The sequence below is a fragment of the Polyangium sorediatum genome (assembly GCF_029946465.1).
GTDB lineage: Bacteria > Myxococcota_A > Polyangia > Polyangiales > Polyangiaceae > Polyangium > Polyangium fumosum.
Map to the genome: position 1 here is coordinate 1 of NZ_JARZHI010000076.1, position 15104 is coordinate 15104.

The window sequence follows — 15104 nt, forward strand, 5'->3', positions numbered from 1 at the left end:
GGGGACAGCAGAAGCCGTAGCGCGGCTGTCTTGGTGGGGAACGCCGCCGCCGGTCAAGGCCAGGGATGAGCTTGCCTACCAAAGGCCGCAGCGCGGACAGGTCGGCGGCCAACGCCTCGTCGCATGAGGTCGTGGCGTGACGCGATGGCCTCACGCTCCAAACAGCACGGCTCCGTCCCTCCACGTGATGCGGCCGTAGGTCTTCGGGCGAGGAGCCTATGGTCTCCTGCATCGTGCCCATCTCTCGACGCCACGAGCCCGTCGCCCCTTCCATCGCCCCCGTTCCTCCAAGGCACGGCCTCGTACCTCCGGAGGCTCGACGGCACGCCCCAGAGACACGTCCCCGTCCCTCCAAGGCACGGCCTCGTACCTCCGGAGACTCGACGGCACGCCCCAGAGACACGTCCCCGTCCCTCCAAGGCACGACCTCGTACCTCCGGAGGCTCGACGGCACGCCCCAGAGACACGTCCCCGTCCCTCCAAGGCACGGCCTCGTACCTCCGGAGACTCGACGTCGTCTCTTCGGACCATGCCCCCCATCCCTCGCACCCACGTCCCCGTCGCCTTTGGGCTCGGCCCCCAAGCTTGAAGACACGGCCTCATCGATGAACTGCGCATCGCGCAGCTCATCGAACCGACGCCAACGAACCTCCCCATGGTCTTGCCACCGGCCTGCTGGAAGGCCGCGCGCCTGTCTCGGTTGGCAACGTCGCTACCGGTCTTGACCGGGCCTGTTCGATGAACTGCGCATCGCGCAGTTCATCGACCTCGGGTCCAGCCCCTGGCTGGTCCGGGTGCAGGGGCGGACAGCCCCTGCTGGGGCCTGGGGCAAAGCCCCAGCTCCGCGGCTTCAGCGACCGCTCCTCTCAGCGCTCTACGCGGCCGGAGCCTACGTTGATGGTCCCGGTCTTCGTTCCCTGGCCTGGGCCCGTGACGTCCGTCGTGGAGATCAGGTGGGCGCCGAGCTCTGCTCTCGACGAGACCGTCACGACGACCCCTCCCGCCGTCGTGACGTCGAACGGATCGGCCCCAGACGCGAAGAGGTTCGCTGGCCAGGTCACGGGGGCTGACAGCGTCCGGCCGGAAGCGAGCTGGAACTCGATTGAGTCGTCTCGATACACATTGTTCGTCAGCCCGTCCCGGCCCGTGAAATTCTCGAAGCCGGTGTTGGTGATGTTCATCGTGAACCTCTGCGCCATCTTGCCATCTCCTATCGAGCCGTAGCGTTGCAGCGGGCGTGCCAGTGGGACACGGCGCGGATCCCATCGTTCACGCGGGAACGCGCCGCGCGCAACGGCTCCTCGCCGCGTCGACGCGTCGGAACGTCCGCGTCGACGCGTCGACCGGGGCCACACGAGGGCCCCGGGCGACGGCCTTGCCCTCCTTTTCGCCGAGGGCGGCGCTGGCATTGCCTTTGCGATGTGCCCGTCGCGGGACACACCCCGAACGACGACAGGAGACCCCCATGGCACGACGATTCTTTCCTTTCCGCTTCTCGCACCAGGACTCCCGCGCGGCCCTCGAGCTCGTCCGGCCGAACCGCGCGCTTGGCTTGGCCGCGGCGGCGAATGATTCGCCGCCCATCGATCAGCAGCTCGCCGACGCGTTCAACGCGAACAACGCGGTCATGGCCTATGTCCTCGCGATCACGGCGACCACGTTGCCCACGCTCACGCCGCCGCCCGATTGGTACCAGAGCTTCGTGAATCAGTTCTCCGACGCCAAGACGCACGCGATGGAGTGGCAGAACTCGATCACGCCGGGCCTGTACGCGATTCCGCAGGGGATCATCAATTACGCGTCGCTCTTCAGCCTGAACATGATGACGATCAACCAGGCGATGCCCATCCTCCAGCGGGATCCCAGCAACCCGCAGGCGCGGCAGGCCGTGCAGAGCTCGCTCCAGACCTTGCTCACCGGCCTCAGCACGCAGCTCGAGACGGCGGTGACGTTCCAGAAGGAGATCGACGACTTCGCGAACGCCCTCACCTCCGACGCCACGAACATGCAGACCGCGATCACGAACGCGGAGCAGACCGAAGGATACGACGCCGACCAGGTGAAGAAGCTTCAGGACGACATCAACAGCCTGAACGACCAGATCGCCACGTGGCAGACGGTCGTCACGGCCTCGGCCATCGGCGCGGGCGTCTCGTTCTTCGCGGGCGCGGTCATCGCCATCTTCAGCTTCGGGGCCGGGCTCGCGTTCGGCATCATCGGCGCGGCGGCGGGCATCGCGCTGACGGTCGCCGGCGAGATCGAGATCCAGAAGCTCTCCGCGCAGATCGCGCTCGATCAGGCCAACATGAAGGCGCTGAACCAGCAGATCGCCTCGCTCAAGGTGATCCAGAGCAACCTGACGACGCTGATCACGCTCTCGCAGGCCGCGAGCCAGCAGATCGCTCTCCTCCTGCAGGCGTGGCAGTCGCTCGAACAACAAATCACCCAGGTGATCACGGACCTGAACAACGCGCAGTCCGATCTGACGAGCAGCCAGATCACGCAGCTCCAGGCCGACCTGAACGCGGCCAACGCGGACTGGCAGACCCTCCAGAGCTTCTGCCAGACGCTCGTGGGCATTCAATACAACAGCGCCACGCCCGCCACGGTCTCGCTCCCGACCACGCCGCCGCAGAAGGCCCCGCGCGCCGCATGAACGACATCCGGGCCTCGTCGCCCGGATTCAACCGAGCCCCATCTCCTTCACCCGCCGCTGGAGCGCGCGCCGCGAGACCTTGAGCGCGGCCGCCATCCGATCGAGATCCCCCGCGTGTTCCCGGTGGCTGCGCTCGATTTCCTCCGCGCGTAGATCCCCGGCCGTGCGAATGCTCGGGCACCGCTCGATGAGGTCGTACATCGACGACCGCGGGATCCCGAGCTTGTCCGCTGCGGCCTTCAGGTCCCACGCGTGCTCCTGGAGCGCCGCCGTCAGCTCCTCCTCGTGCACATCCGAAGGCTTGCGCCGTGGCGCGCTCGCCGCCTCCCGCGCGCTCGGCGCGGAACCTCCCGGCGCCGGGGCCGGCGCGCGCTCTTCGAGCTCCGCGTCGAGGCGCGGATCGACCAAGAGCCGCGCCTGCCCTCGGCTGCCAATCACGAGCTGCCGCGCCACGTTGCGGAGCTGGCGAATGTTGCCCGGCCAGGAAAACCGAACGAGGCGCGCGGCGAGCGTCGCCGGCATCCACGGCTCCGCATAAGGGTCCTTCGGCGCGAGCTTGTGCGCCTCGCCGATCGATTGAAGCTCCTCGCGGGCGAAATGATGCAGCAGGATCCCGAGATCCTCCCGCCGCTCCCGGAGCGGCGGCAAACGAAGCTCGTAGCCCGCCAGCCGATGGAGCAGCGGCGCCTTGAAGCGACCCTCGCGGATGTGCTCCTCCAGGTTTGCGTCCGTCGCCGCGACGAGCCGCACGTCCGTCGAATGAGGCGTCCGTCCTCCCACGGGATAAAACTCCCCCGCCTCCAGGACGCGGAGAAGCATCACCTGCACCTCCGGCGGCGCCTCCCCCACCTCGTCGAGGAAAAGCGTTCCTCCCTGTGCGGCCCGAAAAAACCCGCTCCGATCACTCGTCGCGCCCGTGAAGGCGCCTTTCTCCGTCCCGAAGAGCTCCGCGGCGGCGAGCTCCCGCGGGATGGCGCCGAGGTTCACGCTCACGAACGGCTTTTGCCGCCGCGGGCTCCTCTCGTGCAGCGCGCGCGCCACGAGCTCCTTGCCGGTCCCCGTCTCGCCCCGGATCAGCACGGGCACCGGCAGGTCCGCGACGCGCTCGAGCATGCTACGCACGCGCCGGATCCCCGCGCTCTGCCCGATCATGCCGAGGGCGACCGGGCCATCCTCCACGTCGAGCTCGATGCGATGAAGCAAGAGCACCACGCGATCGGCCAGCGTGATCGGCACCCCCGCGTCAATGTCGGCGGCCTCGATCTCCACGCTGCCGCGCACGCGCGCGCCCACCACGACGTCCGTGCCCGCATCCCCGGCGCGCAGCACGATGCCCCCGCTCTCCGTGGGCGCGAGGCGGATCGGCTTGCGGCTCACGAAAGGATCGCCGAGCCCCGCGCCGAGGACGGCGCCGGGTCTCGTGAAATCCGGGGCGTTTCGCGAAAGCTCGAGCTCCTTGCCCGGGGCGAGTGCGTCGAGGAGCGCGCGCTCGCCGACCCGGTCTGCATTCGGATGCGCGACGATCGTCAGCGCGGGGACGACACGCGCCGCCTTCGTCCCCCCGCGCTTCTTGCCGATCGCCGTGGAGACGTCCTCGATGGCCCGATCCCTGCGCATCTCTTCCTTCCCGCGCGAGCTTCCGCACGGAGGACGAGCGCGTCAATGGAGATCCATCACGCGTCGTTTCAGTGGGGCGCGGCGCTCCCCGCGGGGGCCGGCGACGCGGACGGCCCTGCGGAAGGCGCGCCCGAGGCCGCGGCGCTCGCGGAGGCGGCGGCGGCGTTCATCTTTGCGCGGACCGAGAGGCGCATCGCCACGATGGTGCCGGCGATCGCGGCGGAGGTGACCACGATGAAGACGACGAGGATCTTGCCCGCGGATCCGCCGGACGGCCTCGACGCGGGCGTGGACGGCGAGGTGCGGGGCGCGGGCGAGGGGGTTTCCATGGCGGGCCTTCTATATCGTCCGATCCGGCACGAGGCAACGCGCGTGGACCTCTCGTTTCACGGGGGCGGCGGGAGGATTTCGGGCGTGAGCGGCTCGCCGCGCGCGAGCGTCGAGAGGACGGCCTCGCGCACGCGGGCATCCGCCTCCCGGCGCGGGCCCGGCCGGCGGGCGAGCGCCTGGAGCGGGACCAGCATGCACGGGTTTTTCTGGAGGATCGGCTCGTTCCGCGCGAGGAAATCCCAGTAAAGCGCGGTGATCGGGCACGTCTTTTTGGGATCGAACGGGCAGCCGTCGCAATAATCGCTCATGCGATCGACGTAGGCCGCGCCCGAGACGTAGGGCTTCGTGGTCATGATGTCGCCGGCGGCGAACGTCCCCATCCCGAGCACGTTCGACTCGACGACCCAGTCATATGCGTCGATGTACGCGGCCCAGAACCAATCCGTGAGCGCGCGCGGCGAGAGGCCGAGCAACGTGCCGATGTTCGACAGGATCATCAGCCGCGTGACGTGGTGGCTGTAGCCCTCGCGCCAGACGTCGCCGAGCACGCGATCGAGGCAGGCGAGCCCCGAGCGCGGGCCTCCCTCCCAAAAACACGCGGGCAAGGGCTCGGTCGCGCCGAGCATGTCCGGCAGCGCGGGCGCGTTCGGGTCGCTGAGGCCACGCGCCATTCCTTCGGGCAGATCGGGCAGGATCCGAAACCCGTCCGTTTCGCGGTGCACGTGCCGCACGAATTCGCGCCAGCCGAGGATCTGCCGGACGAACACCTCCTTGCTGGCGATCGGAATGGAGAGCGCCGCGGCCTCGTGCACGATCCGCGCGGGCAGGAGGCGGTGGAGGTGCAGGAGCGGGGCGAGGCGCGTGTGGAAGAGGTTCGACGACGCAGAGGACATCGCGTCCTCGAAGGGACCAAAATGCGGCAATGCGGCGTGTTTGCCCCAGGCCCAGAGCGCCTCGGCGTCGGCCTGCGTGGAAGGGAGCGCGCCGGGATCGAGGTGGCCGGGGTGATCGGCATATCGACGGAGGATGAGCGCGCAGACCTCCTCCGTGATGGGATCCGGCGTGAACGAGGGCGGCGTGGGCGCGGGAGGTTCGCCGCGGAACGGGAGGCGGTGGTCCGTGTCGAAGCTCCACCGCCCGCCCTCGGGTTTGCCGTCGTGCACGAGGAGGCCGGTCCGGCTGCGCACGTACCGATAAAACGATTCCATTCGATAGGGCGGACGCCCGCCCGTGGCATGGAGAAAATCGTCGTGTGTCGTGAGCCACCCGTCGTGGGGAACGAACCTGAGCGCGCCCGAAGCCAGGGCGGGCGCGAGATCCACGCGGAGCTCGCGCTCGGCGGGCTCCATGCAGAGGAGCGGCCCGACCTCGGCGGCCGCGCGCGTGACGGCCCCGGCATACCCCGCGTCCGCGACCACATACCGGACCGCGACGCCACGCTGCGCTTGCTCCAGCGCGAAATGGCGCATGTTCGCGAGCACGAGGGCGAGCTTTTGCTTGTGGTAGGGGCGGCGCGCGGCCTTCGCCGGGTCCTCGACGAGCAAGACGCCCGCGCGCTCGGGGGGAAGATCACGCAGGGGGCCGATCGCGTCCGAGAGCTGGTCGTAGGGGACGAAGACGAAGGTGCGCCCGCGCTCGTCGCGCGCGGCGGCGCGGAGCTCGGCGAAGAAGCGCTTCATGAGGCCTGCGTCTGCGCCATGGGGGTGCGGTGGCACGTAGGGTTCTACGAAGGCCCGGTCAAGCTGCCCGGCGATGTCTTCCTTTTCAGGGAGAAACCGATTAGTTTGCCCGCATGCGTGGCCTCGTTGCCCTGCTCGCGTGTGCGCTCGTTCCCTCGGCTCTGCTCGGCTGTGGCAACAACACCGACAAGGGCCCCGCGCCGACACCTTCGGCGACGACCACGGCGACGACGCCGGCCCCGGAGGTGCCCAAGGGCCCGCTCTCGGTGGTGCTGGAGGCGAAGGATCCGATCACGTTCTCGGGCGTCGCCGAGGGCGTGGTGATCGCGGATGCGGGGCGCACGCGGATGGCGACGGCGGCCGTCGAGGGCGAGCTCGTCGAAAAGCCCATGCCGACCGGCCTTCCCGCGGAGGGGCACATCCTGCGGTTTTCGGGCCGGCTGCCCGGCTCGGTCTGGGTGCTCTTCGAGACGCCCAAAATCGAAAAGGAGCCCGCGAAGAATCCGTTTCTCCGCCTGGAGCAGGCCAAGGGCAGCTTCAAGGCATACGCCGACGACTGGAAGCCGCACCTCGCCGCGTGGTCGAAGAAGCGGATCCTCGCCATGTCGACGTCCTCGGGCAAGCTCAAGGTCAAGGTCGTGGATCCGCACCAGGACAAGCCCTCGCCCGATCTGCCGAGCGCGCGGCTCGACGACGAAGCGTGCGCGAAATCGCTGCGCATCGAGGAGATCGCGGCGCTCGCGACCGGAGAGGTGTTCGCCGCGGGGCATTGCAGGACGGGAGATTCCGGCAAGCACCACATCGTCGTACGCTGGGCCGAGGAGGCCCCGAGCGCGCCCTCACCCAAGGCGAGCGCGAGCGTGGCGCCCGCCGTCGCGAGCGCGGCGGCCGCACCCGTCGTGAACGAGGCAAAGGACGTGGAGCTCGACGGCGGCGCGGCGGACGCAGGGACGGACGCAGGGACGGACGCAGGGGCGGACGCAGGGGCGGACGCCGGCGAGGTGGAGGAGGCGCCCGTGGGGGTGCCGGGCCAGGTGTACGTGCTGTCGGGCGTGCCGGTGTCGATGCGCCACGTCGCCCTCGTGGCGCAAGGGCCGAGCGACGTGTGGGTGCTCGGCGCCGAAGACAATGGCAGCGCCCACCTGCTCCGGCTCGAAGGCGGCGTGTTCAAGGCGCAGACCTTGCCGAAGCTCGGCGCGCCCGCGCAATCGCTCGCGGGGGCGGGCGACGGGACGTTGTGGCTCGTCACGGCGGACGCGATCTGGAAGCGATATCCGCCCGGAGAATGGGAGGAGGTCCCGCCGCCCGCGCACGCCGCCGTCCCGGAGCCCGATTCTCGGTGGGAAATGCGCGAGGTGTGGGCCCCCGGGAGCGACGTGTGGATCGCGGCGAAGCACACCACGAACAAGGGCGAGCGGCACGTCGTGCTCCGGGCGCGGCCGGCGAAGGACGTCGTGCGCTGGTGGCCCTGATCCTTCCCCCGGCTTGACGACGCGGGCGCGCGGGCGTCTCATGCCTGCATGGAAACCCCGGGTCTCGCCGAGCTCATCACGTTTTTCCGATCGAATCCCCCCAAGAGCCCCCTGCCGGCCGACATGCGCGCCTGGTTCGCGGCGCTCATGCAAGCCACGCCCGTGCCCAGCGAGGCGCGGCTCGAGCGCACCTCGTGCGACGTGCCCGCGTATTGGATCACGCCGCCCGGCGCCGATACGAGCCGCGTGATCCTGTACCTGCACGGCGGCGCTTACATCGTCGGCTCACCCGAGACCCACCTGGAGACGGTCTTCCGCCTGGCGAAACACGCCGGGACGCGCGCGCTCTCCGTCGATTATCGCCTCGCGCCCGAGAACGCGTGGCCCGCTTGCCGCGAGGACGCAGTCGCGGCGTATCGCTGGCTGCTCGCGCAGGGCGTCGCGCCTTCGCATATCGCGATCGCCGGGGATTCGGCGGGCGGCGGCCTCACGCTCTCGACGTTGCTCGCGCTGCGCGACGCGGGCCTGCCCCTGCCGAGCTGCGCGGCGTTTTTCTCCCCCTGGGTCGATTTCACGGGCTCGGGCGATTCGACGAAGACGAACGGCGAGGGAGATCCGCTCGTCGATCCGCGGGGAACCGCCATGATGGTCGGCGCCATTCTCCAGGGGAAGGATCCCGCCGCGAGCTCGCCGCTCTTCGCCGATCTCGGCGGGCTGCCCCCGCTCTTCGTGCAGGTGGGCACGGCCGAGGTGCTGCTCGACGATGCGCGCAGGCTCGTCGACAAGGTGAACGCCGCGGGCGGTGAGGCCGTGCTCGACGCGTGGGAGCACATGATTCACGGGTTCCAGGGGTTCCCGACGTACCTGCGGGAGGCCATCGCCTCCACGGAGCGGGCCGCGGATTTCCTCCGGGCGCGGCTCTCGCTTGAGGCCTGATTGGATGGCTGGAATGCCGCAGGGCAGGCATGGGCGACCCTCCCTCAGCGCGGCGTCCGCAGCGGCCCCGGCGACGCGCTGAACCGCCAGGATGGGTGAACGCGAAGCCCTCCGATCCCGCGAGGGTGCGAGATCAGCCGAGATCAGGGGACGTGGCACCCGGGTTCTGCAAGATGCCGGTCACCGGTGGTTGCCGCTTGCTCGCCGAAGCGCGGAGCGGGCCCCTGCGGAAGGAAGGCTACACAATGTTCAAGCACGCTCTGGTTGGGCTGATGATCGCTTCCGCGTCCCTCGCGGGTTGTGCCGTGGGGGGCGACGAGCTCGTCGAGGAGGCCGAGCTCGCGCTCGAAGATCGCGAGGACAGCGACGGGCGCGAGGGCGACGGCGACCAGCTCGCGCTCGAGGGCGCCGGAGCGGCGCCGGACCCGCTCGACCGTGGGCGCGCCTGCACCCAGTCGGAGTGGAACGTCGCCGAGCACCACGCCGACGACAACCACACCCTGCCGATCCCCGGCTCTGCAAACACGCACAACCCGCAAGTGACCGGCTGCACCGTCAGCAACGGCTGGATCGTCTACACCTACACGTACCCCTGATCGGTACGCCGGCACCAAACGCGGGAGGGCGTCATCGCGAGCGCGACCCCACCCCCCGCGTCGCGCAATCCGACTCGTAAAGTCTCGGCGTTGCGCTAGAAAATGTCGCGGATGCTCCCCGCGTCGCTTCCGCTGACCTTGCGCGCGCCGAACCCGCCCGCGCTCTTCCTGGGTCGAGAGAAGGAGCGCGAACAGCTCCGCGTCGCGTTCGCGAGGGGCCCCGTCACGCTCGTGAGCGGCGAGCACGGCGTCGGCAAGACCGCGACGGTCTTGCAGGTCTTGCGCGAGAGCTTCTTCGAGGTGCCAGTCGTCTTCGCGTCCTTCGGCGGGTTGCCGGACGATGTCGCGCCGGATCGCGAGCTCGTGCGCATCGTCGCCGCCGCTGCGAGCGTCACCCAGATCGCGTGGGCCTCGGTACTTCGTGTGCGCGAGAGCCTCCCCGAGGTGCTCCTCGACATGGCCGAGCGCGCGCGGCTCTGGCTCGTGCTCGACGGGGTCACCGCCGATCCGCTGCTTCGTGATCTCATGAGCGTCGTCTCCCGCTACGCGCGCGAGTCGCGGTGGATCGTGACCGGTGAAGGCTTCTGCGAGAGCCGCTTCGTCCCCGGACAGAGCCTGCGCCTCGGGCCGATGCCCGACGCAGAGCTCGAGACGTTGGCGCACGGGACCGCTGCGAGGCCGCTCGATTTCGGCAGGGCCGTGGAGGCCTCCCGCGGCAACCCCGGCGCGCTCCTACGCGCCGTCGCGTCGGGCGCCGAGCCGGATGTCTCGATCGTCGACCCGATGCTCTCGGCGATGCGCGCCCTTTCCGATCGCAACGCCGCGACGGTGCTCGCGTGGCTCGACGAGCACGCAGAGGAAGCGCTGCGCGACGGCTATGCGCGCAACCTGTACGCGGTTCTGTCGCTCCGGCGCCACGAGCCGGAGCTAGGCCGGTGGTGGATGCGCTGTGCCGCGGAAGTGGGCGATCTGGCGGCGCTGCCGCACGGCGCCGCGCAGCACGCCTCGCTGAAGGACGCTCTGGTGCTCCTCGAAGCGTTCTTCTCGGGGGGCGATCTCGACCGCTCGCTCCGCGACGCGGAGGCGCTCGTCGCCCGCGCCGAAGCCGAGGGCGCCCCTCGGATCGCCGGCGAGGCGAAGACGATCGCCGTCCAGTGCCTGGTGATGAAGGGGGAGCTCGCGCGCGCTCTCGCCCTGGTCGAGTCGATCACGACGGAGGACGACGAGCTCGCCTGCTTGCGCGACGGGAGCGCCTCGACCGTCCTGGCGCTGATGCATCGTAGCGACGAGGCGCATGCACGCCTCGAGCGGGTCCGTGCCGGCGCCGTACGCCTTCCCTTCCGCGCGCAAAACCCGATCCTCTTCCGCGCCGCCGACACCCTGTACCAACTCGGCCTGCTCGAGGAGGCGCACGACGTCCTGTCCCAGTTGATGTCCGGCGATCGCGCTCGCTCGCTGTCGTTCCACCACCTCGGGCCGATCCTCCTGCTGCAACTACGAATCGCGATCGACCGAGGTGCCCTGCGCGACGTGGCGGCCCTGGAAGAGCGGCTCGCTCCGTTCGCGCGGGAAGGGACGCTCCAGCACCCTTTCGCGGGATCCAGCCGGGTGTTCGCGCGCGTGTGGGCGGGCGACTTCGACGGGATCGGCGAGGAAGTGAGCGATTCGCTCCAGGCTGCGCGCGAGGGAGACCTGCTCGAGGCCCAATCGTCGGCGGCGATGGCTGCGATCGAGGTCGCGCTGGCGCGCGGCACGGACTTGGGCGTCACCCTGCGCGATCCCCTCGTGCTGTGGTTGCGAAACGGGGCGCCCGCGAGCCCGCTGCTCGAAGAGACCCGGAGGCGCGCGCGCCTCCGCCTCGGCGAGCACGTCCCCTCCCCGCCTCCCGTGGTGCGGAGCATCGAGCACGAGATCGTGGCGCGCCTCGCCGATGCCGAGGCGCACGTGTTGAGGGGCGCCTGGCACGAAGCGACCACGGCCAGTCGCGCGGCGGTCCAGCACGCCTCGCGCTGGGGCTACGCCTCACGCGAAGCGCACGCGCGCTCGACGCTGACCTTCCTCCTGCTCGCCCAGGGCCGCCGCGAGGAGGCCGCGCAACAGGTAGGAAGGCTCCGCGAGTCGGCAGAGCGCATGGGGAGCGCGCGTTTCGTCCGCGAAGCCGAGCTGCTCGCATACCTTTCGCAGCCCGCCGCCTCGATGCTGCAGCTCGTGTCTTGGGCACGCGACGAAGCCCCCGCCCCGATCGTCGCGCGCTGCGCACGACACCTGCTCGGGGCGCCCGCAGGTCCCGACGCCGTCGAGCGCGCACTGTTCGACGCGCTCGTCGGCCACCTCGGCAAGATCGTGCACCTCGCGCCGGGATCCCTCCCGAGCTGGGGCATCGCCGACGTCGATCGATCGGTCGTCCTCGACGACGGATCGCGCATTTCGTTCGAGTCCAAACCGCTGCTCTGGCGCCTCCTCGAGGTCCTCTGGGATCACGGCGGCGAGGCCAGCAAGGCGGAACTCGTTCGTGAGGGCTGGGCGCAGCCCGACTATCACCCGCTGCGCGACGACAACCGGCTGCACGTCACCATCCGCAAGCTGCGGGGTCTGCTGATGGATGGCCAGCCCCCCGCTCGCATCCTCACACGCGACGAGGGCTACGCCCTGGGAGGCACCCCCGTCCGCGTCCGCTAGGTGCGGCAGATCAGTCGAGATCAGTGGCTCGGCGCGGGGGGGCGCTCGCAGAAGGCGCGGCGCTCGCAGAAGGCGCGGCGCTCGCAGAAGCTGCGGGCTGGGGGGCGTCGTCGAGGGCGGGCGCGCCGGTCGGGAACGTCTCGCCGAGGGCTTCGCGCACGGAGAGCGCGAGGCCAGCCACTGCAAGAGGGAAATTTTTGAAGGCAACATGCTTGGATGTGAGTCAGATGGCGACGATGACGAGCGCACAGGATTCAGAGGAGAATGTACGTGAAGGCGCACGGGAACCTATTGCGACGCTCGCTCTCGTATCTCGCCTATCCGGCGATGACCGGCGGAGCGATCGCGTTTGGCCTCTGGGCCATCGCGCGACATTGGCCGGCCTGGGCTGTCGGCGTTGTGGTCGTCCTGGTGGCCGCGGTGCTCGTCACCTTGCTCGAGTGGATCATCCCGTATTCGCGCGTTTGGGCGAAGCCGCACGGTGACCGGCGCACCGATTTCTGTCACCTCGTCTTCTCAAATCGCGCCTTCGACGTCGGCACGCTCGTCGCCGTCGGCGTGTTTGCCCCGCTCGGAGAGGCGCTCTCCTCTCGGCTCGGCACACGCCTCTGGCCGCACGGTTGGCCCCTCCCGCTGCAAGCGCTGCTCGCCGTGGTGGTGTTCGAGCTGCCCTGGTATTGGATCCACCGACTCGAGCATATCTGGACCCCCTTGTGGCGCGTGCACGCGGTGCACCACAGCTCGCGTCGGATCTATTGGTGGAACTTCGCCCGCACCCACCCGCTCGACAACCTGATCAGCGCGGTCGCCGCCTTCACGCCGCTTTCGTTGCTCGGCGTCGGTGATGCGCCGCTCGCGCTGATGGCGGCCTTCTCCGGCGCGCACGGCATGTTGCAGCACTCGAACATCGATCTTCGCACCGGCTTTCTCGATCTGTTTTTCAGCACCGCGCGCGTTCATCGCTGGCACCATTCGCCCCGCCGGCACGAGGCCGATGCCAATTACAGTCCGAGGGTGATGCTCTGGGATCACGTCTTCGGGAGTTATCGCTTCCGCCCCGACGTCGCTCCACCCGAGGACGTGGGACTCGGCGAGGATGCGGCGGGATTTCCCGAGAGCTACGTCGGCCAGCTCCTCGTCCCGTTTCGCTCGGACCATGGGCGCAAGCGCCACCCCTGAGGCTCGCTGCTCGGGCCGGAGGTAGGACCACGGGCACCAGAATGATCTCTTTGGTGTTTTGCTGCTTCGCACGAGCGCGGCCGAGGGGGTGGCCCTCGGATGCGCAATCATGGGAAGTCAATCTCGAGATGATAAGCGCCATCTCGAAGATTGGCTTTCACGGGCAGCCCGCTTTTGTAGAGGATCGCCATCATGGGCTTGTTGCTCACCAGCACGTCCGCGAAGAAGCCCATGATCCCCCGTGCCCGCGCCACCTCGGCCATGCGCCGCATGAGCAGCGTGCCAACCCCGCGCCCTTGCCATTCGTCGCGCACCACGAAAGCGATGTCCGCCCTCCGTGTCGCCGGGGCCACGTCGTAGCGGGCGAGGCCGATGACCTCCTCGCAGCCGTTGTCGCTGCGCGCGACCACGAGGCCCATGTTCTGCTCGTAATCGAGGCTCACGAGTTGCAGCAGCTCCTCATGCGGGTGGGAGGGTTTGAACTTCATGAAGCGCTGGTAGGTGCTCTCGTCGGAAAGGCGGTAGAAGAGGTCCTTCAGCGCGTCCTCGTCCGAAATGCGTAGCGGGCGCACGAGCACCTCCTGCCCGCCTGGTAGCATCTCGCGCCGCGCCTCCTCCCACGGGTACGCCGAACGCGCGCAGGTCTGGTCGCCGAAGACGTAGCGGCGCTGCTTGGCCGCCGCGAGCAGATCAGCGCGGTGATCGGGGTGAGCGATATCGATGAGCGCGAGCGCGCGCTGGCGGATGTTCTTGCCCCAGAGATCGGCGACGCCGTGCTCCGTGACCACGTAGTGCACGTCGCCCCGGCTCGTGACGACGCCGGCGCCCTGCTCGAGCCCGGCCACGATGCGGCTCACTTGGCCCTCCTTGGCCGTCGAACGCAGCGCGATGATGGGCTTGCCGCCACGGCTGCGCGCCGAACCTCGAATGAAATCGACCTGGCCCCCGATGCCCGAGAAGAAGCGTCCCATCAGCGTGTCGGCTGCCACCTGGCCGGTGAGATCGACGGCGAGGGCCGCGTTGATCGCAATCATCATGTCATTCTGGGCGATGACGAACGGGTCGTTCGTGAAGCCCGAGGGGCGCATCTCCACGGCGGGATTGTCGTGCACCCAGTCGTAGAGTGCCTGGCTGCCCATCACGAACGACGTGACGAGCTTGCCTGGCAGGAGCGTTTTTTTGCGCCCGTTGATCACGCCGCGAAGCGCGAGGCACATGACGCCGTCAGAGAACATCTCGGTATGTACGCCGAGGTCGTGATGCTCCTCGAGCGCGGCGAGGGCAGCATCGGGGATCCTGCCAATGCCGGTCTGCAAGGTGGCACCGTTCGGGACGAGGCTGGCAATATGACGGCCGATAGCGCGGTCGACCTCGTCGAGCGGCTCGGCAGTGCGCGTCGGCAAGGGCGCGTCGACGGGCACGAGGTGCTGGATGCGCCCGATGTTCAAGAACGAATCGCCATGCGTGCGGGGCATGCGCGGATTGACCTCGGCGAGAATGAGATCGGCGGCGTCGATCGCGGCCCGCACGATGTCCACGGAAACGCCGAGGCTCACGTAGCCGTGCGCGTCGGGCGGCGATACTTGGATGAGCGCGACGTCGATGCGCACGCGTCGCGAGCGGATGAGCTCGGGGATGTCCGAGAGGAAGACCGGCATGAAGTCGGCACGCCCCTCGGCCACCGCGTCGCGCACGTTCGGCCCGATGAAGAACGCCGTGTGACGGAAGCGGCATTCGAGCCCAGCTTTGACGTAGGGGGCGGGGCCCAGCGTGAGCAGGTGGACGATATCATTGCCTTCGAGGTGATGGCCATGCTCGACCATGGCCTCGACGAGCCGCGCAGGTTCGGCCGCACCCGAGCCGATGAGGATACGGCGACCGCGCGGAATGGCGCGCGCTGCGCCTTCTGGCGTCGTGACCTTGTGGGAGAAGCGCTGTAGCCAGGGTGTGAGCTCCACGA

The 15104-nt window shown here is 69.3% G+C and carries 11 protein-coding genes; 6 read left to right on the forward strand and 5 right to left on the reverse strand.

What is annotated here, in order from left to right; all coding sequences use genetic code 11:
• Window positions 1–866: 866 nt before the first annotated feature.
• Window positions 867–1199 carry a hypothetical protein gene (locus QHF89_RS42350; protein WP_136968113.1) on the reverse strand — a complete coding sequence of 111 codons (333 nt, stop codon included), beginning with the start codon at window positions 1197–1199 and terminating at the stop codon, window positions 867–869.
• A 266-nt stretch (window positions 1200–1465) separates the two neighbouring features.
• Here QHF89_RS42350 and QHF89_RS42355 point away from each other — a divergent pair, with 266 nt between their 5' ends.
• A complete protein-coding gene (locus QHF89_RS42355) occupies window positions 1466–2656 on the forward strand; it encodes an HBL/NHE enterotoxin family protein (RefSeq protein WP_136968112.1) in 1191 nt (396 codons plus the stop codon).
• 27 nt (window positions 2657–2683) lie between these two features.
• Here QHF89_RS42355 and QHF89_RS42360 read toward each other — a convergent pair whose 3' ends face one another.
• The 3 genes from QHF89_RS42360 to QHF89_RS42370 form a co-directional block, all read right to left on the reverse strand.
• Window positions 2684–4273 (reverse strand): sigma 54-interacting transcriptional regulator, encoded by a 1590-nt coding sequence (locus QHF89_RS42360; RefSeq protein ID WP_136968111.1) that lies wholly within the window; start codon window positions 4271–4273, stop codon window positions 2684–2686.
• A gap of 68 nt (window positions 4274–4341) precedes the next feature.
• Complete coding sequence (locus QHF89_RS42365; RefSeq protein ID WP_136968110.1) at window positions 4342–4602, reverse strand: hypothetical protein; 261 nt, start codon at window positions 4600–4602, stop codon at window positions 4342–4344.
• Between the two features lie 57 nt (window positions 4603–4659).
• Complete coding sequence (locus QHF89_RS42370) at window positions 4660–6282, reverse strand: cryptochrome/photolyase family protein (protein WP_136968109.1); 1623 nt, start codon at window positions 6280–6282, stop codon at window positions 4660–4662.
• Between the two features lie 113 nt (window positions 6283–6395).
• Between QHF89_RS42370 and QHF89_RS42375 the strand changes: the two genes are divergently transcribed.
• The 5 genes from QHF89_RS42375 (at window position 6396) to QHF89_RS42395 (ending at window position 13144) form a co-directional block, all read left to right on the forward strand.
• A complete protein-coding gene (locus tag QHF89_RS42375) occupies window positions 6396–7754 on the forward strand; it encodes a hypothetical protein (RefSeq protein WP_136968108.1) in 1359 nt (452 codons plus the stop codon).
• A gap of 48 nt (window positions 7755–7802) precedes the next feature.
• Entirely contained in the window at window positions 7803–8690 is an 888-nt protein-coding gene (locus tag QHF89_RS42380; RefSeq protein ID WP_136968107.1) for an alpha/beta hydrolase, read from the forward strand.
• A 245-nt stretch (window positions 8691–8935) separates the two neighbouring features.
• On the forward strand, window positions 8936–9286 hold the full coding sequence (locus QHF89_RS42385; protein ID WP_136968106.1) for a hypothetical protein: 351 nt from the start codon (window positions 8936–8938) through the stop codon (window positions 9284–9286).
• A 111-nt stretch (window positions 9287–9397) separates the two neighbouring features.
• Window positions 9398–11965 carry a hypothetical protein gene (locus tag QHF89_RS42390; protein WP_136968105.1) on the forward strand — a complete coding sequence of 856 codons (2568 nt, stop codon included), beginning with the start codon at window positions 9398–9400 and terminating at the stop codon, window positions 11963–11965.
• A 270-nt stretch (window positions 11966–12235) separates the two neighbouring features.
• On the forward strand, window positions 12236–13144 hold the full coding sequence (locus QHF89_RS42395) for a sterol desaturase family protein (protein ID WP_284721653.1): 909 nt from the start codon (window positions 12236–12238) through the stop codon (window positions 13142–13144).
• 107 nt (window positions 13145–13251) lie between these two features.
• Here the strand turns inward: QHF89_RS42395 and QHF89_RS42400 are convergent, their stop codons facing one another.
• Entirely contained in the window at window positions 13252–15102 is a 1851-nt protein-coding gene (locus QHF89_RS42400) for a GNAT family N-acetyltransferase (protein WP_136968103.1), read from the reverse strand.
• Window positions 15103–15104: the final 2 nt, after the last annotated feature.